We start from the raw sequence: 17,116 nt of genomic DNA on the forward strand, positions 1-17,116 counted from the left end.
CTCGGTGAATGTCGGTGCCTCTAGGTCGGCAGTTGCTCTACGACCCCGCCGGCCGCCGCCGCCCCGACGACGATGTGCTGCGTGAGGTTGGTGACCTCGGGTTTCGTACGGCGTTGCTGGCCGATGCCGTGCATCGGCGGGCCCGGGAGACCGAGCCGCACAGCTCGCCGCCGCACGCCGTCGTTTACGACGCGCCGGTCGGCACCGCGGATCAACTGACCGCGCTCGGGTGGATCGTGCACACGGAGCTGCCGAAAAACGAGCCGATGACGGTCGCCGAGTTCGCGAACGGGCTGGCCGAGTGCCGGCTGTTCGTGACCACGCCCCGCCGGTCGGACTTCTTCGACGAGATCCAGGTCGCGATGAGCCTGCCCTACGTGCACACGCTGGCGATCAGCGCACGCGACGAGGCCGGCTTCGACCGCGTGATCCGGCCCGGTGACCAGGCCGAGCTGAACCGGCTCTACCGCTATCGGGGCGGTGAGCTGACCGCCGAGGCCGAGCGGACGATCCGCTGCGAGGGCCGCCTGGCCATGGTGTCCCGCCCGCCGACCGCCGAGCACGCGCTGATCGTCTCCGCGCTGGTCGAGAACGCGCCGTGGCTGGGCAGTCTGTGGCTGCAGCTGATCGACATCCGGCAGCGCCTGGGTGACGAGCCGGGCGCGATCGCGGCGGCCCGCCGGGGTGCCGCGAACGCTCCGATCTGGGAAAGCCGGGAGCGCCTCGCCGAGGCGGAAATGCGCCACCTCTACGACGACGGGCAGTTCGAGGCGGCCTTTCGGGCCGCGGTGACTTCCGTACGCGATTTCGAGCGCAACTGGCTCGCCCGGCTGGTGATCGGCTCCCTGCTCGACGATCTGCGCCGTCCGTGGACCGCCCGTAACCACCTGCTCCTCGCGGCGCGGACGCCCGGCCGCTCGGCCCAGGTCGTCAACCAGCTCGGCGTCGTCTATCTGCACCTGGGTGCTCTGGCGAGGGCGGAGCGTTGCTTTCAAGATGCGCTGGCCGAAAATCCGGGGCTGACGCTGGCCCGCGGGAACCTGGCCCTGGTCAGCCACCTGCCGGGAGGAACCGAGTCGGAGGCGACCGAGGTGCCGGGGCCGGCCTGCGGCTGCACGGCGTGTGACAGCGTGTTCGGCGACGGGGGTTCGCCGCCGTGCGCGGGCTGCCCGGCGCCGCGGGCAGGTGCCGAACCGTGCACCCTCTGCGGCGAACCGGCGGTCGTCGGGCCGGGCGGCGAGTGCCCGGTCTGCCGCCGCGGCCGCCTGACCCGCCGGGACCATATTCCGTTGTAGGGCCGCCCTATCGTGATCGTCATGGGGCGGCATTCGATCGCGAGCAGCGCCGCCGCGCGCCGGAGCCGGCGGCTGGCCCTGGTGGTCGGCGGTGCCGGCGCGCTGGTGCTGGCCGGCGTGCAGGTGCGGTGGCTGCTGCGGACGCCGGCTCACGAGATCGTCCGGAGTGGCCGTTTCGGTTTTGTGCTGGTGCTCGCCGGTTTCGTCCTGATGGTGGTGATCATCATCCGGATCGACGCGGCCATCAAATTGCGCTACAGCGACCGGCCGCTTGGCGCAATACCGGCGTACGTCCCTGGGCCACCCAGCCTCACGGCGCGGCGGCGGGTGGTCCGGCGGTGGAGCGGGTTCGCGTACCTCATGATGGCGATCATCGGCTCCCTGCCGGTGTCCATTCTGACGGACTGGAACACCGAGCCGGCGGGGGGAAAGGTGGGTGCGATGACCGGCTCGGTGCTGGCCATCGCCGCCTGCTGGCTGGTCGGGCCGGCCGCCCGGTTCGTCGTCACGCGGGAGTACCTGCACATCGACACCGGGTTCCGCCGGACCAGCGTGCCGCGGGCGCTGCTCGCGGGATTCCTCCGGGGGCCCCAGGAAGTGCTGGTCGAGCTCACCGACGGCGACTCCCGGAAGTTCCGGGTCGACACGCCACTTCTCGACCTGCGTGGGCGCCATTCTCGCAGCAACGTGCGCTGCCAGTTCCGCACCGTCGAGGGGATCGTCCGGGCGCTGGGCGAGGTGCCGCCCCTCGACACGGACCATCGCGTCGTGGTGACCCGGGTGCGGTGGGGTCCGGTCGCGCTCGCTCTCGGTGCCGTGCTGGCCACGGCCGCCGTCACTACGCTGCTGGCTTAACCACTATTCGCGGTGGATTCGGTACGGTGAGGCCATGGAGAAGCGGCCGTTGTTGCGCACCGTGGTCGGCGAGGTCATGCGCCGCCGCCGACTGGAGCAGAAGCGCACGCTGGCCGAGGTGGCCCGCGAGGCGTGCGTCTCCGTGCAATACCTCTCCGAGGTCGAGCGGGGGCTCAAGGAGCCCAGCTCCGAGGTCGTCGCCGCGGTCTGTGACTCCCTTCGGGTCGACTTGTCCGACCTGCTGGGCGAGGTGCGGCTCTCGTTCGTCACCGAGATCGCCCCGTCCAACGTCTTCCGGCTCGACGCCGCCCGGCGCCGGCAGAGCCCGCAGGCGTCCGTGTCGGGCGGCGTCATGCTCATGGCGGCGTAGGAGGCCGCGTAAGAGGCCGCGTAAGAGGCTAGGCCGCGTTCAGCCGATAGCCGGTGTTCGGCCGGCTGGTGATCACCTGGTCGGCGAGGCCGTAGGCGACCGCGTCGGCCGCCGAGAGGGCCATGCTGCGGTCCGTGTCGGCCCGGATCTTGGTCGTCGAGTGGCCGGTGTGCCGGGCCAGGATCTCGTCCATCTCGGCCCGCACCTTCGCGACCTCCTTGGCCTCGACCGCCAGATCCGGCAGCGTGCCCCGGGCCTGGCTCGACGGCTGGTGCAGGGTCACCTTGGCGTGCGGCAGCACCGAGCGTTTGCCCCGGGTGCCGGCCGCGAGCAGGGCCGCCGCCGCGGACGACGCCTGGCCCACGCAGAACGTCGCGATGCTGCACCGGATGAAGTTCATCGTGTCGTAGATGGCGGTCAGCGCGTTGAAACCGCCGCCGGGCGAGTTGATGTAGAGCGCGATGTCCTGCTCGCCGGCCGACTCGAGGTGGAGCAGCTGGGCGATCACGACGTTGGCCACGCCGTCGTCGATCTCGGTGCCGAGGAAGATGATCCGGTCGGACAGCAGCCGGGAGTAGACGTCGAAGGCGCGTTCGCCGTTCGGGGTCTTCTCGACCACGGTGGGGATCGTGTACTGGCTCATGCGCTGAGTCCCATCGGCTGGCGGGAGACGGACGGGCGTACGTCGTCGACGCTGTCCAGGATGTGGTCGATGAGCCCGTAACCGAGGGCCTCGTCGGCGGTGAACCAGCGGTCGCGCCGGCTGTCCAGTTCGACGGTTTCGACGCTCTGCCCGGTGTGCTCGGCGGTCAGGCGCAGGAGCAGGGCGCCGAGCCGTTCCAGCTGCTGGGCGTAGATCTCGACGTCGGCCGCCGTGCCGCCGAAGCCGGCCGAGCCCTGGTGCATGAGGATCTGGGCGTTCGGCAGGCTGAACCGCTTGCCTGGGGCGCCCGCGGTGAGCAGGAACTGGCCCATGCTGCCGGCCAGCCCGAGCGCGAGGGTGCTGACCTCGTTGGGAATCAGCCGCATCGTGTCGTAGATGGCGAGGCCGGCGCTGACCGAGCCGCCGGGGGAGTTGATGTAGAGGCTGATCGTGCCGCGCGGGTCTTCGGCCGAGAGCAGGAGCAGTTGGCCGCAGAGCCGGTTGGCGATCTCGTCGTCGACCTCCTTCCCGAGCACGATGATGCGCTGGTGGAGTAGCCGGGCGGCTACCTGGTCGTCGATGGATCCCGCGGTCCACGGTGTTGCTCCGTTGGTTAGCTGCATGGGACCACCATCGTGCGCCGCGGACCCTGTCGGCCAGGCCCATCTGCTGTCAGCAGATGGGCTCAGCCGACAGAGGAAATCAGCAGGTCAGGTTGCTGCCCGCGGAGACGCCGAGGACACCCACGAACCGGTTGTAGAGGTTGACCCGGTCCTGCATCTCGGCGGTGTTGCCGCCGTTGCACTCGATGCTGTTGATGGCCCGGATAGTGGTGCCGAAGCCCTGGCCGTTGACCATGGCGTTGTGCGAGGTGGTGCCGGCGTTACCGGTGCCGGTCATCCAGTACCAGAGGCCGGTCTCCCAGGAGATGGCCGCGTCGGTGGAGACCAGGTTCGGGTTGTCGAGCAGGTCGACGCCGAGCGCGTTGCCGGCCGCGTAGTAGTTGAAGTTCCAGCTCAGCTGGATCGGGCCGCGACCGTGGTAGGCGGACTGACCGGCCGGGCACCCGTACGGCTGGGAGGTGTCGCAGTAGTGCGGGTAGTTGGCCGTGTTGATCTCGTCGATGTAGACCAGGCCGCCGGTCTCGTGACCGACGTTGGCCAGGAACGCGGCCGCCTCCTGGCGCTTCACCGTGTCGGAGCCGGTGGTGGCGAACGCCGGGTACTTCGACATCGCGGTGACCAGGCCCTGGTAGGTGTAGAAGCTGTTCCGGCCCGGGAACATCGAGTTGAACTGCGCTTCGCTGACGACGAAGCCACCGCTGCCGGTGGTGGGCGGCGGCGTGGTGCCGCCCCCGCCGCCGGTGCAGGAGAACGGCGACCAGAACCAGGTCGAGATGGTCGGGTCGTAGCCCGGGTTGTCGTGCGTGGCCTGGTAGTACTGCCCGTTGTTCGGGTAGCGGACGATCGCGCCGGTGGCGTAGTTCTGGCCGGCCGCCCAGTTCGGGTAGTTACAGTTGCCGGTGCCGCCACCGCCGGAGGTGCCGCCGCAGGCGCCGCCGTCACTCCAGACGCCGGAGCCGCCCGTCGAGGGCGCCTCGTATTGCGTCCACCATTTGGCGGTCCAGTTGTGACCGTTGTACGAGACGACGGCTCCTCCGGTATAGACGGAGCTGTTGTTGTAGGCCGCAGCGCAGGCCGTGGCGGCCTCGGACGCGGTGATGGGTACGAGCGCGGTGATGGCCGCGGCCACCGTGACACCGATGGCGACGACCATCGCCATGAGCCTTTTTCTGGGCATGGAAGCACCTCTGACCAGCGGGGGAATCTGGGATGGTATCGACTGAACCAGATGTCTTCTTATTTGTAAACAACCTTCAATGAAGAAGGCCCGCGCTCCCGGGAGCGCGGGCCTTCCGGGCAGATCGGACGTCAGCCGCGGACGTCCATTTCGTAGATGCGGGCCGCGGTGTTGCCGTCCGAGGCCGGGGTGACCACGTTGAGCCGTACGTAGCGAGCGTCCGCGTTGACGGTCGACGTCGTGCTGTCGGCGGTGTTGCCGCGCACCGAGGCGCGCGTGGTCCAGTTGGTGCCGTCGGTCGACGTGAGGATGTCGAAATCGCGGGTGTTCCAGGACGCGTACTCGCCGCCCGCGCCGGCGTGCCGCAGCACGACCGAGCCGACGTGCTTGGTCGACCCGAGGTCGGTCTGGAGCCACTTCGACGAACCCTGCGAGCACCACTTGTCCGACCAGCCGCCCAGCCAGCTGCCGTTGAACGCCCGGTCCGGCGACTCACCGGTTCCGCAGGACGAGTCGGCGGTGGCCGTCGCCCGGAGCGCCAGGTCGGTCGGGGCGCTGGACGACCCGTACGCCTCGAGCTCGTAGATCCGCGCGGCGGTGTCGCCGCCGTTGTTGGTCGGTGCGGTGATGTTGAGGCGTACGTAGCGTGCCGAGCGCGCCGGGAACGGCAGGTAGCTGCGACTGTTCCGGGCGCCGGCCACGGTCACCGCCGTGCTGAAGGACGAACCGTCGGTGCTGGTCTGGATCGTGTAGTCGGAGGTGTTCCAGGCGGTGTTCTCGCCGCCCAGGCCGGCGTGCTTGACGACGACCGACGACACGGTCTGTGCCGAGCCCAGGTCGACGGTCAGGGTGTGCGGCGTGCCGCCGGTGCACCACTTGCTGTTGCCCTTGAGCTGGCCGTCGACCGCCTTGGCCGCGGTTTCGCTGCTGCCGCACTCGGCCGAGCCGGTGGTCGCGGTCCGGCCGAGCGCCAGGTTGGGGCCGAGGTCGGGTTCGGCAGCGGGCTGGGTGCCGCCGTCGCCGAAGCTCGGCGGGACGTCACCCGAGCCGGTGCCCCAGGTCGCCGAGGGCGACGAGCCCATCCCGTACGCGATGGTGCCACCGCCCGCGATGTCGGCGTACCTCAGATAGCTGTGCGTCGTCGACGAACCGTTGACGGTCAGCGACTGCACGTACGGGCTGGTCGCGCTGCCGCCCGAGATCGTCAGGTTCCCGGTCGGGCGCTGAATGAGCACGCTCGGGAAGAGTCCACCGTGGACCGCCAACGTGTCCGCACCTGGTGTCACCGGGTAGAGGCCGAGGGCCGCCCAGACGTACCAGGCGGAGGTGGCGCCCAGGTCGTCGTTGCCGGGCAGGCCGCCCGCCCCGGTGGTGAACGACTCGCTCATCACCCGGCGCACCGCGTCGCTCGCGCCCGACGGTTTGCCGGCGAAGTTGTACGTCCACGGCACCCCGTGCTCGGGCTCGTTGCCGACGTAGAAGTACGGCGCCGACAGGCCACCGTTGAGCTGGGTGAAGTGGTGGTCGAGGCGCTGGATCGCGGTCGACCTGCCGCCCATCAGGGTGACCAGCGCGCCCAGGTTGTGCGGCACCATCCAGGTGTACTGGGCCGCGTTGCCCTCGGTGTAGGGCGACTCGGTGGCCGGGTTGAGCGGCCACGGGAAGCTGCCGTCGCCGTTGCGGGGGTGGATGTAGGACGACTCGCCGTTGAACAGCGACCGCCAGTACTGCGAGTGCGTCGCGTACGTGTTGTAGGCCGTCGTGTCGCCCAGCGCCTGCGCGAACCGGCTGATCGCGAAGTCGCTCGACGCGTACTCGAGGGTCTCCGACGGGTTGCCCGCGATGTAGTGCTGGCTCTCGTAGCCGGACTCGTTGCCGCGCAGCACGTAGCCCTGGGTCGCGCCGCCGGTGGCGCTCTTCTTCATCAGCGCCAGCGCCGCCGCGGTGTCGAAGCCGCGGACGCCGAACTGGTACGCCTCATCGACGATGATCGGCCCGGGGTCGCCCGGCATCACGAAGTCCTCGGTGTTCTGCTGGGACCACTTGGGCAGCAGGCCGCCCTGCTGGCCGTCGAGCACCATCGACTTGACGATGTCGGTCATCACGTCGGGGGCGACCAGCGAGACCAGTGGGCTCCACGACCGGTAGATGTCCCAGCCCGAGTAGTTCTGGTAGACCGGCGTGGCCGAGGAGTGCACCGCGTTGTCGAAGCCCATGTACTGCCCGTTGGTGTCGCTGGCCACGTTGGGGTTGCTGAACACGTGGTAGAGGGCGGTGTAGAACTTCTGCAGGTCGGTCGTCGCGCCGCCGGTCACCTGCACCTTGTTGAGCATGGTGTTCCAGGCCGAGCCGGCATTGGCCTTCACGGTGTCGAAGGAGCCGGCCTCGGCGGTCGCGTTGGCCTGCGCGTTGGCGACGCTGACGAACGAGATGCCGATGGTCGCGTTGACGACCGCGTTGGACGAGGTGTCGAACGTGACGTAGGCGCCGGTCTGGTTGCCGCTCGCGGATGAGGAGCCGGTCGACAGCGTGGAGCCGCTGAACGTGCCGAAGCCGGTCGGCGTGCGGTCGAACTGGATCGAGTAGTACATCTGGTATGTGCGGCCGCCGCAGAAGCCGCCCGCGGTGTGCGAGCCGGAGACCCGGTTGCCGCTGATCGACACCGTGCCGGACCGGTCGCCGGTGGCCGAGCGGCTGTCGTTGATCAGCACGCGCGCGGTCGTGGAGGCCGGGTAGGTGAGCCGCAGGGCGCCGGTGCGGGTGGTCGCGCTGAGTTCGGCGGTCACCCCGTACTTGTCCAGCTTGTTCTTGTAGTAGCCGGGGGCGGCGCTCTCGTTGCTCTTGGTGTAGGCACTGGCGTACGAGGTCCAGGCGGAACCCGGCGATGAGCCGAGGTTTCCGGTGACCGGGAGGATCGGCAGATCCTCGTTGTTGGGGCAGCCGGCGCCGTTGAAGTGGGTGAGGCTGAACGACTCGATCGTGCGGTCGGAGTCGCGGTAGCCGGACGGTGAGCCGGTCGGCGTGTCCGGGCTGAACTGCGTCATGCCGAACGGCACGATCGCGCCGGGGAAGGTGCTGCCACCGGCGCCGCCGCCGACCGGGTTGGGGGAGTTGGAGTCGTCGGTCCCGACGAGCGGGTTGACGTATTGCGTGAGGTTGGCGTCGGCCGCCAAAGCTGCTTGCGGTACGGACAGGACCGCGGCGGTGAGGAGGACCGTCGCGGCGAGGGCACGGATCATGGGGGTTGCCCCTTCTCCAGGACATGGGAGCGAAACTTTTTCAACCTGACTTCGGGCGAATGAGCCCCCGTCACGTTGAAAAAGTTCGATGACAACGTTGTCGGCTGTCATTAACCGCTGTCAATATCCTGGAGTACCGAAACCGCAAACTGAGTTAATTGGCCACCGTCTCTTGCGCCTTCGCACCCTCCGCCGGCGCCGCCTCGTCGACCGGCTTCGGCATCAGCGAAGCCAGCACGACCATCAGCACGGCCACGACCACGATCCCGATGAAGATGCGGTGCACCGCGGTGGTCAGGTGCTCGGGCGTCACCGTGCCGTGCCCGATCGCCGCGTTGGCGAGCGCGCCGAACACCGCCACGCCGAGCGAACTGCCCAGTGAGCGCAGGAAGATGTTGTTGGCGGTGACCACACCACGCTCCGACCAGCCGACGCTCGACTGGGCGGCGATCAGCGTCGGCGCCGCGGTCAGGCCCATGCCGAGGCCGATGACCAGGCAGAACAAGCCGACCATGAACACGCTCGAATGGGCGCCGAGAGTAAGCATCAGGGCCGAGCCGATCAGCACCAGCGAGGTGCCGAACACCGCGCACGTGCGGAACCCGAAGCGCAGATAGAGCTTGCCGGCCTGGCTGGCCGAGATCGGCCAGCCCAGGGTCAGCGCGGCGAGGGCGAAGCCGGCCACCAGCGGACCGGTGCCGAGCACGTCCTGGGCGTACGTCGGGACGTACGAACTCAAGCCGAGCAGGATCGCGCCGACCCCGATCGCCAGTTGCCCGCTGACCACCAGCAGCCGGCGCTGGAACACCCAGAGCGGGAGCACCGGCTGAACCGCCCGGCGCTCGGCGAACCAGAAGACGACGAGCATCAACACGCCGAGGGCCAGGATCGCGATGCTCGCCGGCGAGTCCCAGGCCCACGCCTGGCCGCCCTCGAGCACGCCGAGGATCAGCATGGTCAGGCCGCCGGTGAGCAGGACCGCCCCGCGATAGTCGATCACCGGGCGGACGCGCTCGAACCTCTCGTGGAAACGCGTCGTGATCATGAAGGCGGCGAGCAGGCAGAGCGGGACGTTGACGAAGAAGATCCAGCGCCAGTTCACGTACTCGCTGAACACGCCGCCGAGCGTCGGGCCGACCACCGAGGCGATGCCCCAGACGCTGGCCAGATAGCCCTGGACCTTGGCCCGCTCCTGCACCGAGTAGAGGTCGCCGACCATCGTGATCGTGGTCGGCTGGATCGCGCCCGCGCCCAGCCCCTGCACCACCCGGAAGACGATCAGCAGCCAGATGTTCCAGGCCGCGCCGCACATGATCGAGCCGACCAGGAACAGTCCGATGCCCCACAGCACGACCGGCTTGCGGCCGAAGAGGTCGCTCAGCTTGCCGTAGACCGGCACCGACACGGCCTGGGCCAGAAGGTAGACCGAGAAGATCCAGGGGAACTCGGCGAAGCCGCCGATGTCGCGGACCACCGACGGGACCGCAGTGGCGATGATCGTCGAGTCGACGGCCACGAGAGCCGTCGACAGCATGACCGCGGCGAGGACCGGACCACGTTCGGACCGGAAGCCGACCTTTCCGTCTGACATTTATCCCACCGTAGCCCACCGGCCTCTTGTAACGACTGTCAATCGATCTATTTACCCACTGCAGCGCGGGACTCTACGGTGGGCCATGACCAAGGACACACCGGCCATCCGGCTCGACGGGCTGCGGAAGACCTTCGGGTCGGTCGAGGCCGTCGCCGGGATCGATCTGGAGATCACCGACGGTGAGTTCTTCTCCATGCTCGGCCCGTCCGGATCCGGAAAGACCACCGTGCTGCGGCTGATCGCCGGGTTCGAGCAACCGACCGGTGGGACGGTGTCGCTGGGCGGCCGCGACGTCACCCGGCTCGCCCCGTTCGAGCGCGATGTGAACACGGTCTTCCAGGACTACGCACTCTTCCCGCACATGTCGGTGCGCGAGAACGTGGAATACGGCCTCAAGGTCCGCAAGGTCTCCCGGCGGGAACGCCGGGAAAGGGCGGCGCAGGCTCTCTCGACGGTCCGGCTCGACGGGTACGCGGACCGCCGGCCCAGTGAGTTGTCCGGTGGACAGCGGCAGCGCGTCGCCCTGGCCCGCGCCCTGGTCAACCGCCCGAAGGTGTTGCTGCTCGACGAGCCGCTGGGCGCGCTCGACCTCAAGCTGCGCGAGCAGATGCAGGTCGAACTCAAGCAGATCCAGCGGGATGCCGGGATCACATTCGTCTTCGTCACCCATGACCAGGAGGAGGCCCTGACCATGAGTGACCGGGTGGCGGTCTTCGACTCCGGCCGTCTCGTCCAGGTCGGAACGCCCCTGGAGATCTACGAGTTGCCGGCGACGAGTTTCGTGGCGGGCTTCGTCGGGACGTCCAACCTCCTTACCGGCCCGGTCGCCCGTGAGCTGGTCGGCCGGGACGGAACGTTCTCCGTGCGACCCGAGAAGATCGACGTTTCGGACACGGGTCATCCCGGAGTCGTCGCCGAGGTGATCTATGCCGGGCCGGTGACCCGCTTCGTGGTCGATCTCGAGGCCGGCGCGCGGGTTGTGGTTGTCGAGCAGAACCGGCGTACGGGATCGGCGGCCGCCGCGATGCGCGGCGCAATCGTCCGTCTCAGCTGGGATGAGCAGCACGTCATCGAGATCAAGGAGAAGGCGGATGCGGCGTAGCGGACTGGCTCTTCTGATGGCCGGCGTTCTGGGCGCGATGACGCTGGCGGGCTGCGGTGGCAGTGATAAATCGGGCGGGGGCGGGCCGGGCGGCGCGGCCCTTCCGAAGGTCAACAAGTTGGCGTCGCTCGGCGCGGGTGAGGGTCAGGTCAACATCATCGCCTGGGCCGGGTACGTGGAGGACGGCTCCAACGACCCCAAGGTGGACTGGGTGCACGACTTCGAGAAGGAGACCGGCTGCAAGGTCAACTCGAAGGTCGCCGGCACCTCCGACGAGATGGTGTCGCTGATGAAGACCGGCGAGTACGACGTGGTGTCGGCCTCCGGTGACGCCTCGCTGCGGCTGATCTACGGCGGTGACGTCGCGCCGGTCAACACCTCCCTGGTCGCCAACTACCCGGACGTCTTCGACGGGCTCAAGAACAAGCAGTGGAACTCGGTCAACGGCGTGCCCTACGGCATCCCGCACGGCCGCGGCGCCAACCTGCTGATGTACCGGACCGACACGGTCAAGCCGGCGCCGACCTCGTGGGGTGCGGTGTTCGACGCCAACTCGCCGTACAAGGGCAAGATCACGGCGTACGACTCGCCGATCTACATCGCCGACGCGGCGCTCTATCTGATGAAGACCCACAGCGATTTGGGGATCACGAACCCGTACGCCCTCGACGACAAGCAGTTCTCGGCCGCGGTCGCCCTGCTCAAGGCCCAGAACAAGAACATCGGCGAGTACTGGTCGGACTACACCAAGGAGGTGCAGGCGTTCAAGGCCGGCAACTCGGTGCTCGGCACCACCTGGCAGGTCATCACCAACCTGGCCCAGGCCGACAAGGCGCCGGTGCAGGCGTTCCTGCCGAGCGAGGGCGCGACCGGATGGTCCGACACGTGGATGGTCTCGTCCAAGGCCAAGCACCCGAACTGCGCGTACCTCTGGATGAACCACATCATCTCGCCGAAGGCCAACGCGGCCGTGGCCGAGTGGTTCGGTGAGGCGCCGTCCAACAAGCTCGCCTGCGACCAGACGTCGGACAAGAACTTCTGCACGACGTTCCACGCGACCGACGAGTCGTACTTCTCCAAGGTCTGGTACTGGACGACGCCGCTCGCACAGTGCCTCGACGGCCGGAAAGACGTGACCTGCAAGGACTATTCGGCCTGGACCCAGGCCTGGACCGAGATCAAGGGCTGATGCGTCGTCGTTCCGGTCTTCAGCTGGCCGGGCTGCTCTCGTTGCCCGTGCTCTGGCTGGTCGTGGCCTACCTCGGTGCGCTCGCGGTCCTGCTCGTGTCGTCGTTCTGGATGGTCAACGGGTTCACCGGCGACGTGGTGCACTCGTTCACCCTGCAGAACTTCCGGACGCTGGTCACCGAGGACGTCTACCGGACGGTCGCCCTGCGCAGCCTCGGGGTGGCCGTCTCGGTCACGGTCATCTGCACGGTGCTGGCCGTGCCGATGGCGTTCTACATGGCCAAGGTCGCCTCGCCCCGCTCGCGGCACTGGCTGGTGATTCTTATTTTGACGCCGCTGTGGGCGTCCTATCTGGTCAAGGCGTACGCGTGGCGGATCCTGCTCGCCAACGGCGGCCCGTTCGATGACCTGTTCGGCGGCCCCGGGTACGGGCTGTTCGCCGTCATCCTGGTGCTGTCCTACATGTGGCTGCCGTACATGATCCTGCCGGTGTACGCCGGCCTCGAACGACTGCCCGACTCGCTGCTCGACGCGTCGTCTGACCTGGGTGCACGCGGCTGGCGTACGTTCCGTGCCGTCGTCCTTCCGATGTTGATCCCGTCGATCTTCGCCGGCTCGATCTTCACGTTCTCGCTGTCGCTCGGCGACTACATCACGGTCCAGATCGTCGGCGGCAAGTCGCAGCTGATCGGCAACCTGGTCTACGCCAACATCGGCGCCGCCAACAACCTCCCGTTCGCCGCCGCGATCGCCACCGTCCCGGTAGTGATCATGGTGGTCTACCTGGTCGCGGTCCGCCGCTCGGGCGCCCTGGAGGAGCTGTGAGTCTCTCGCCCGTCGCCCGCTGGGCCCTGCGCGCGTTCATGGCCCTCGGCCTGCTGTTCATCTACGTCCCGCTGGCGCTCGTGCTGATCAACTCGTTCAACGGCGACCGGACGTTCGCCTGGCCGCCGCACGACTTCACCACCCGGTGGTGGTCGTCCGCCTGGGACAACTCGGGCGCTCGCGATGCGTTGTGGACGTCGGTCAAGGCCGGTCTGGGCGCGACGTCGATCGCGCTGGTGCTGGGCACGATGGTCGCGTTCGCGGTGCAGCGCTTCCGCTTCTTCGGCCGCGACACCCTCTCGCTGCTGATCGTCCTGCCGATCGCCCTGCCCGGCATCGTCACCGGCATCGCCCTCGACAGCGCGTGGCGCTCGGTCATCGAACCGCTCGGCCTCGGCAAGGGCCTCTTCTCGGTGATCGTCGGCCACGCCACGTTCTGCGTGGTCACGGTCTACAACAACGTGCTGGCCCGGCTCCGCCGGACCGGTGTCTCCCTCGAGGAGGCGTCGGCCGACCTGGGTGCCTCGCCCACGCAGACCTTCCGGTACGTCACCTTCCCGTTGATCTCCTCGGCGCTGCTCGCCGGTGGGCTGCTGGCGTTCGCGCTGTCCTTCGACGAGATCATCGTGACCACGTTCACCGCCGGTCCGGGCATCACCACCCTGCCGATCTGGATCTTCAACAACCTTTTCCGGCCCAACCAGGCGCCGGTGGTCAACGTAGTGGCGGCGCTGCTGGTCGTCCTGTCGGTGCTGCCGGTCTGGCTGGCGCAGCGGGTGGCGGGCCCGGCCGCCGGGGCAAGCCGGACATGAGGACCATGCGCCCGAAGACCTCGCCGCGGTCCATCCGGCGGTGCGCCTCGGCGGCCTGATCCAGCGGCAGGACGTCATGGACGACGGCCTTCCGGTCGGCCCGCCGGAACAGCTCGGCCCGCACCTCGTTCCTCGCCTCGCGGCCGACGGTCGCCGCGCTGAAGGTGGCCACCGACAGCGACCGCTGGAAGGCGGCCATCAGCCGGGCACCGAGGCCGGCCGGGGGCTGCCCGCCGACCGCGCCGACGATCACCAGGCGGCCGTTGGGCCTCAGCCGGTCGAGGAAACCGGGCAGGCCGGGGCCGGCGACGACATCGATGATGACGTCGTAGGTTTCGTCGCTCGGCTCGTCCCGGCCAAGCACGTGGGTCGCGCCGAGCTCACGCAACCTGCGGCCACGCTCGCCCGCCGGCTCCGAAGTGGTGACCGACACGGTGCCCCGCTCGGCCGCCAACTGGACCGTCATGATCCCGATGCTGCCGGCGGCACCCCGCACGAGCACGCTCTCGCCGGGCCGGAAATGCGCGTGGGCCAGCCCGAAGTGCGCGACGACGCCGGCGCTGCCCAGCGCCACCGCCTCGACGGCGGTGCGCCCGTCGGGAAGCGCAACGACGTCGGCGACCGGCGCGACCGCCTGTTCCGCATAGCCGCCGCCGGTGCCGGTGGCGGCCCACACGCGCTGACCCGGCCGCACCGAGCCGACGCCGTCGCCGACCGCGGCCACGGTCCCGGCCACCTCACCGCCCGGGACGAATCCCGGGCGGAACCCGTACGCCTCGAGGTCCCCCCGCCGGATGACGACATCCACACCGCCGACCCCGATCGCCTCGACATCAATCAGCACCTGCCCCGCCGCGGGCACCGGACTCGGCACGTCGACGACGGCCAGCCCGTCCGGCGGCCCGAACTCTTTGATCACCACAGCTCTCACCTGCCGCACGCTAGCGGCGTGGGCCCCGGCCGGAGGCTAAGTTGGGAGAGTGGCCGCACCTTTGCCTCACATGCCCTCTGCCTCTCCCTCTGCCTCTCCCTCTGCCTCTCCCTCTGCCTCTGCCTCTGCCTCTGCCTCTGCCTCTGCCTCTGTGTCCGCCTCCGCGTCCGCCTCTGCCTCTGCCTCCGCCGGCCGCGCCCGTGGCCTGCGGCAGTCGCTGCGTTCGGACGCTCGGGACAACCGCGACCGCATCCTGGAGGCCGCCCGCGCGGTCTTCGCCAGCGAGGGCTTCGACGCGCCGATGCGCGAGGTGGCGCACCGGGCCGGCGTCGGGCCGGCCACGCTCTATCGCCGGTTTCCCACCAAGCAGGCCCTGGCCGCCGAAGCCTTCGCCGACCGCCTGCGGACCTGCCACGCCATCATCGAGCGGGGGCTGACCGACCCCGACCCGTGGCACGGCCTGCGGACGGCGATCTCCCAGCTGTTCGAGCTCCACGCCCGGGACGACGGCTTCGCCCGCGCCTTTCCCTACGTGGCCGAGCTGGCCCCGGCGCGCGAACGGTCGCTGGTCGCCCTGGCCGAACTGGCCGGCCGCGCCAAGAACCACCTGCGGCGCGACTTCGCGCTGGACGACCTCATCCTGCTTCTTCGCGCCAACGCGGGACTGCGGGCGACCACGCCCGCCGCGTCCCGCCGCTTCGCCGAGCTGGCCATTCGGAGCTTGCAGGCCTGAACGGGCGGGCCGCTCAGAGTGCGTTGGTCGGAGCCGCCTGGGTTTCGTGTTGGGGTTCGTGGGTCAGGACGGCGGCGGTCATGAAGGCGCCGCCGACCGCCGTGGCGCCGAGGATGCCCAGCGAGATCTGCTGTTCGTGGTCCAGCTGGCGTTCGTAGTCGGCCTGGGTCACCGTCGTCACGCGGCCGTGGTTGTTGATCACGTAGTGGCCGTCCCGGAGCTCGGCGCTGCCGTCGAGGCCGGCGAAGGCAACGACCACGGCCAGCCAGAAGCCGAAGAACAGGACACCGGCGAGCATGGCCGCCCAGTGCGGGACGTGCGGCGGAACCCAGGAGACCAGGCTCCACGGGCGGCGGCCGTCGGTGGTGCGGTAATAGAGGCGGTTGGCGATCACGCCCGCTATCGCGCCGGGAAGGGTGAGCAGCGCGGCTACCCCGACCGCCACGCCGGAGCCGACCGGGCGCCAGCTCACGAACAGGCCGGCGATCAGCATCGCCGACCAGATCAGGCCGGCCGAGCACATCGCGCTGAAGACGACCAACCCCCGCTGCGTCACCATCGCCGTCACGCTAACCGGCCGGGCCGGGCGGGCGCGGGCGTTCGCTATTTTTGCCGGCGGGGGGCGTGGCGGCGGTACGAGCTGACCGTCGGATCGTCCTTCACCCAGAAACGCCAGGCGACGTCGTGGGCCGAAGTGACGCCGACGCGCGGGCCGGCCTCGACCGGGCCGACCTCGCCGACCGGCGGGGTGATCGTGAGAGGGCCGGTGCCATCGACCACCGACGTGCCGTAGTCGGCCTTGCTGATGCCGAGCGCCCGGGTCAGCTTGCCCGGCCCCGCGCCCAGGTCGCGGTCGTTCCGCGCGCCGGGGCGTCGGCTGCGGGCCGTCTCGGCGCCCTCGACCACTTCACCGGCCCGCAGCAGCACCGCGGCGGCCACGCCCTCCTCCCCGCAGACGATGTTCATGCATTGGTACATGCCGTAAATCTGGTACACGTACAGGAATCCGGCCGGACCGAACATCACCGCATTGCGCGGGGTGCGGCCCCGGTGGGCATGGCTGGCCGGATCGGCCCCCAGCCCGCTGTACGCCTCGACCTCGGTGATCCGGACGACCACGCCGTTGGCGGTCAGCCGCCAGCCGAGCATCACCCGCGCGGCCTCATCGATCTTGGCTGCCGGGAGGTCGAGCCACGCATAAGTCACCGTGCAAGCCTATTTCCGGGCGTAGGTGGCTGTGCGGGCGCCATCGGAGAAGCCGCGCGGCACCGGGTAGGCGTCGTCGCCGCGAGGACAAACCTTGGCCAGAGCGGCGCCGCCGTCGCGCATGGCATGCATGCATGCAGGCAGGCAGGCGAGGCCGACCGCGGCGCCTAGCCCGCAGCGGGCGTGGCCCGGGCCGACACCGACCGGTTCCAGCAGTCCGACCCGGTGACCTCGTCGAGCCAGCCGAGGGCCGACGCGACGAGGGTTCCGTCCTCCGCCTCGACGACCAGGTCCAGGTCGCGCCCGCTTTCATGGCCCGCACGCGGTAGCCGTCCGCAAGCTCCGGCCGGGGCATCTTGTCGTCGAGGTCGCGGAGGCAGTGCCGGCTCGGTCGGGATTCTTCTCGTCCCGTTGCCGGCGCTCGCGTTGGCTGCGGTGATCGGCGCCATCAGTTTGTCGCGCGCTTCCTGTGCGCGGTCCTGTCCCGGGACCGGGTAGTGGCAAAAACTGTTCGCCGTCATCG

17 protein-coding genes are annotated in these 17,116 nt (G+C 69.4%); 8 read left to right on the top strand and 9 right to left on the bottom strand.

All coding sequences use genetic code 11. The annotated features are described in order from the left end of the window. Positions 1-8 precede the first annotated feature (8 nt). From ACIA5C_RS25385 to ACIA5C_RS25395, 3 genes are read left to right on the top strand one after another with little or no spacing between them, the layout of a single operon-like run. Positions 9-1,295 carry a hypothetical protein gene (locus ACIA5C_RS25385; protein ID WP_396058680.1) on the top strand — a complete coding sequence of 429 codons (1,287 nt, stop codon included), beginning with the start codon at positions 9-11 and terminating at the stop codon, positions 1,293-1,295. A 21-nt stretch (positions 1,296-1,316) separates the two neighbouring features. Further along, on the top strand, positions 1,317-2,150 hold the full coding sequence (locus tag ACIA5C_RS25390; RefSeq protein ID WP_396058682.1) for a hypothetical protein: 834 nt from the start codon (positions 1,317-1,319) through the stop codon (positions 2,148-2,150). 34 nt (positions 2,151-2,184) lie between these two features. After that, complete coding sequence (locus tag ACIA5C_RS25395) at positions 2,185-2,520, top strand: helix-turn-helix domain-containing protein (RefSeq protein ID WP_396058684.1); 336 nt, start codon at positions 2,185-2,187, stop codon at positions 2,518-2,520. Between the two features lie 28 nt (positions 2,521-2,548). On the opposite strand, the gene ACIA5C_RS25400 is transcribed toward ACIA5C_RS25395, so the two are convergent. The 5 genes from ACIA5C_RS25400 to ACIA5C_RS25420 form a co-directional block, all read right to left on the bottom strand. After that, positions 2,549-3,163, bottom strand: a complete 615-nt coding sequence (locus ACIA5C_RS25400; protein WP_396058686.1) for a ClpP family protease — start codon at positions 3,161-3,163, stop codon at positions 2,549-2,551. Next, complete coding sequence (locus ACIA5C_RS25405; protein WP_396058688.1) at positions 3,160-3,786, bottom strand: ClpP family protease; 627 nt, start codon at positions 3,784-3,786, stop codon at positions 3,160-3,162. The genes ACIA5C_RS25400 and ACIA5C_RS25405 overlap by 4 nt, the downstream gene beginning before the upstream one ends. A 79-nt stretch (positions 3,787-3,865) precedes the next feature. Further along, positions 3,866-4,963, bottom strand: coding sequence for a glycoside hydrolase family 19 protein (locus ACIA5C_RS25410; RefSeq protein ID WP_396058690.1), 1,098 nt, complete (start codon positions 4,961-4,963; stop codon positions 3,866-3,868). 131 nt (positions 4,964-5,094) lie between these two features. Next, a complete protein-coding gene (locus ACIA5C_RS25415) occupies positions 5,095-8,202 on the bottom strand; it encodes a GH92 family glycosyl hydrolase (RefSeq protein ID WP_396058692.1) in 3,108 nt (1,035 codons plus the stop codon). Positions 8,203-8,356: 154 nt separating this feature from the next. Then, positions 8,357-9,793, bottom strand: a complete 1,437-nt coding sequence (locus tag ACIA5C_RS25420) for an MDR family MFS transporter (RefSeq protein WP_396058694.1) — start codon at positions 9,791-9,793, stop codon at positions 8,357-8,359. Between the two features lie 85 nt (positions 9,794-9,878). Here ACIA5C_RS25420 and ACIA5C_RS25425 point away from each other — a divergent pair, with 85 nt between their 5' ends. Genes ACIA5C_RS25425 through ACIA5C_RS25440 form a run of 4 tightly spaced genes read left to right on the top strand, consistent with a single transcriptional unit; the run spans position 9,879 to position 13,723 of the window. After that, the gene (locus ACIA5C_RS25425) at positions 9,879-10,898 is read left to right on the top strand and encodes an ABC transporter ATP-binding protein (RefSeq protein WP_396058696.1); all 1,020 of its coding nucleotides are present in this window, start codon (positions 9,879-9,881) and stop codon (positions 10,896-10,898) included. Next, positions 10,888-12,087 (top strand): ABC transporter substrate-binding protein, encoded by a 1,200-nt coding sequence (locus ACIA5C_RS25430; protein WP_396058698.1) that lies wholly within the window; start codon positions 10,888-10,890, stop codon positions 12,085-12,087. The genes ACIA5C_RS25425 and ACIA5C_RS25430 overlap by 11 nt, the downstream gene beginning before the upstream one ends. After that, positions 12,087-12,911 carry an ABC transporter permease gene (locus ACIA5C_RS25435; protein ID WP_396058700.1) on the top strand — a complete coding sequence of 275 codons (825 nt, stop codon included), beginning with the start codon at positions 12,087-12,089 and terminating at the stop codon, positions 12,909-12,911. Before ACIA5C_RS25430 ends, ACIA5C_RS25435 begins: the two co-directional genes overlap by 1 nt. Continuing rightward, positions 12,908-13,723: an ABC transporter permease gene (locus ACIA5C_RS25440; RefSeq protein WP_396058702.1), complete on the top strand. Its 816-nt coding sequence runs from the start codon at positions 12,908-12,910 to the stop codon at positions 13,721-13,723. Before ACIA5C_RS25435 ends, ACIA5C_RS25440 begins: the two co-directional genes overlap by 4 nt. Here ACIA5C_RS25440 and ACIA5C_RS25445 read toward each other — a convergent pair. After that, positions 13,626-14,654 (bottom strand): alcohol dehydrogenase catalytic domain-containing protein, encoded by a 1,029-nt coding sequence (locus ACIA5C_RS25445; protein WP_396058704.1) that lies wholly within the window; start codon positions 14,652-14,654, stop codon positions 13,626-13,628. The two genes, ACIA5C_RS25440 and ACIA5C_RS25445, sit on opposite strands and share 98 nt — an antisense overlap. A gap of 151 nt (positions 14,655-14,805) precedes the next feature. On the opposite strand from ACIA5C_RS25445, the gene ACIA5C_RS25450 reads away from it, so the two are divergent. Then, the gene (locus ACIA5C_RS25450; protein ID WP_396058706.1) at positions 14,806-15,387 is read left to right on the top strand and encodes a TetR/AcrR family transcriptional regulator; all 582 of its coding nucleotides are present in this window, start codon (positions 14,806-14,808) and stop codon (positions 15,385-15,387) included. Between the two features lie 13 nt (positions 15,388-15,400). Here ACIA5C_RS25450 and ACIA5C_RS25455 read toward each other — a convergent pair whose 3' ends face one another. From ACIA5C_RS25455 to ACIA5C_RS25465, 3 genes are all read right to left on the bottom strand, one after another. Next, a complete protein-coding gene (locus ACIA5C_RS25455) occupies positions 15,401-15,946 on the bottom strand; it encodes a hypothetical protein (RefSeq protein ID WP_396058708.1) in 546 nt (181 codons plus the stop codon). A 44-nt stretch (positions 15,947-15,990) separates the two neighbouring features. Then, positions 15,991-16,536 carry a DNA-3-methyladenine glycosylase gene (locus tag ACIA5C_RS25460; protein ID WP_396058804.1) on the bottom strand — a complete coding sequence of 182 codons (546 nt, stop codon included), beginning with the start codon at positions 16,534-16,536 and terminating at the stop codon, positions 15,991-15,993. A 224-nt stretch (positions 16,537-16,760) separates the two neighbouring features. After that, entirely contained in the window at positions 16,761-17,114 is a 354-nt protein-coding gene (locus ACIA5C_RS25465) for a hypothetical protein (protein WP_396058710.1), read from the bottom strand. Between the last annotated feature and the right edge of the window lie 2 nt (positions 17,115-17,116).

It is taken from the genome of Actinoplanes sp. NPDC051343 (assembly GCF_044455125.1).
Classification (GTDB): domain Bacteria; phylum Actinomycetota; class Actinomycetes; order Mycobacteriales; family Micromonosporaceae; genus Actinoplanes.

Bases quoted from the DNA above. Each gene is read 5' to 3' on its own strand.
- ACIA5C_RS25455 (WP_396058708.1), bottom strand. From the start codon at position 15,946: ATGGTGACGCAGCGGGGGTTGGTCGTCTTCAGCGCGATGTGCTCGGCC.
- ACIA5C_RS25435 (WP_396058700.1), top strand. From the start codon at position 12,087: ATGCGTCGTCGTTCCGGTCTTCAGCTGGCCGGGCTGCTCTCGTTGCCC.
- ACIA5C_RS25460 (WP_396058804.1), bottom strand. From the start codon at position 16,536: ATGCTCGGCTGGCGGCTGACCGCCAACGGCGTGGTCGTCCGGATCACC.
- ACIA5C_RS25385 (WP_396058680.1), top strand. From the start codon at position 9: ATGTCGGTGCCTCTAGGTCGGCAGTTGCTCTACGACCCCGCCGGCCGC.
- ACIA5C_RS25415 (WP_396058692.1), bottom strand. From the start codon at position 8,202: ATGATCCGTGCCCTCGCCGCGACGGTCCTCCTCACCGCCGCGGTCCTG.
- ACIA5C_RS25390 (WP_396058682.1), top strand. From the start codon at position 1,317: ATGGGGCGGCATTCGATCGCGAGCAGCGCCGCCGCGCGCCGGAGCCGG.
- ACIA5C_RS25395 (WP_396058684.1), top strand. From the start codon at position 2,185: ATGGAGAAGCGGCCGTTGTTGCGCACCGTGGTCGGCGAGGTCATGCGC.
- ACIA5C_RS25425 (WP_396058696.1), top strand. From the start codon at position 9,879: ATGACCAAGGACACACCGGCCATCCGGCTCGACGGGCTGCGGAAGACC.
- ACIA5C_RS25405 (WP_396058688.1), bottom strand. From the start codon at position 3,786: ATGCAGCTAACCAACGGAGCAACACCGTGGACCGCGGGATCCATCGAC.
- ACIA5C_RS25400 (WP_396058686.1), bottom strand. From the start codon at position 3,163: ATGAGCCAGTACACGATCCCCACCGTGGTCGAGAAGACCCCGAACGGC.
- ACIA5C_RS25410 (WP_396058690.1), bottom strand. From the start codon at position 4,963: ATGCCCAGAAAAAGGCTCATGGCGATGGTCGTCGCCATCGGTGTCACG.
- ACIA5C_RS25465 (WP_396058710.1), bottom strand. From the start codon at position 17,114: ATGACGGCGAACAGTTTTTGCCACTACCCGGTCCCGGGACAGGACCGC.
- ACIA5C_RS25430 (WP_396058698.1), top strand. From the start codon at position 10,888: ATGCGGCGTAGCGGACTGGCTCTTCTGATGGCCGGCGTTCTGGGCGCG.
- ACIA5C_RS25420 (WP_396058694.1), bottom strand. From the start codon at position 9,793: ATGTCAGACGGAAAGGTCGGCTTCCGGTCCGAACGTGGTCCGGTCCTC.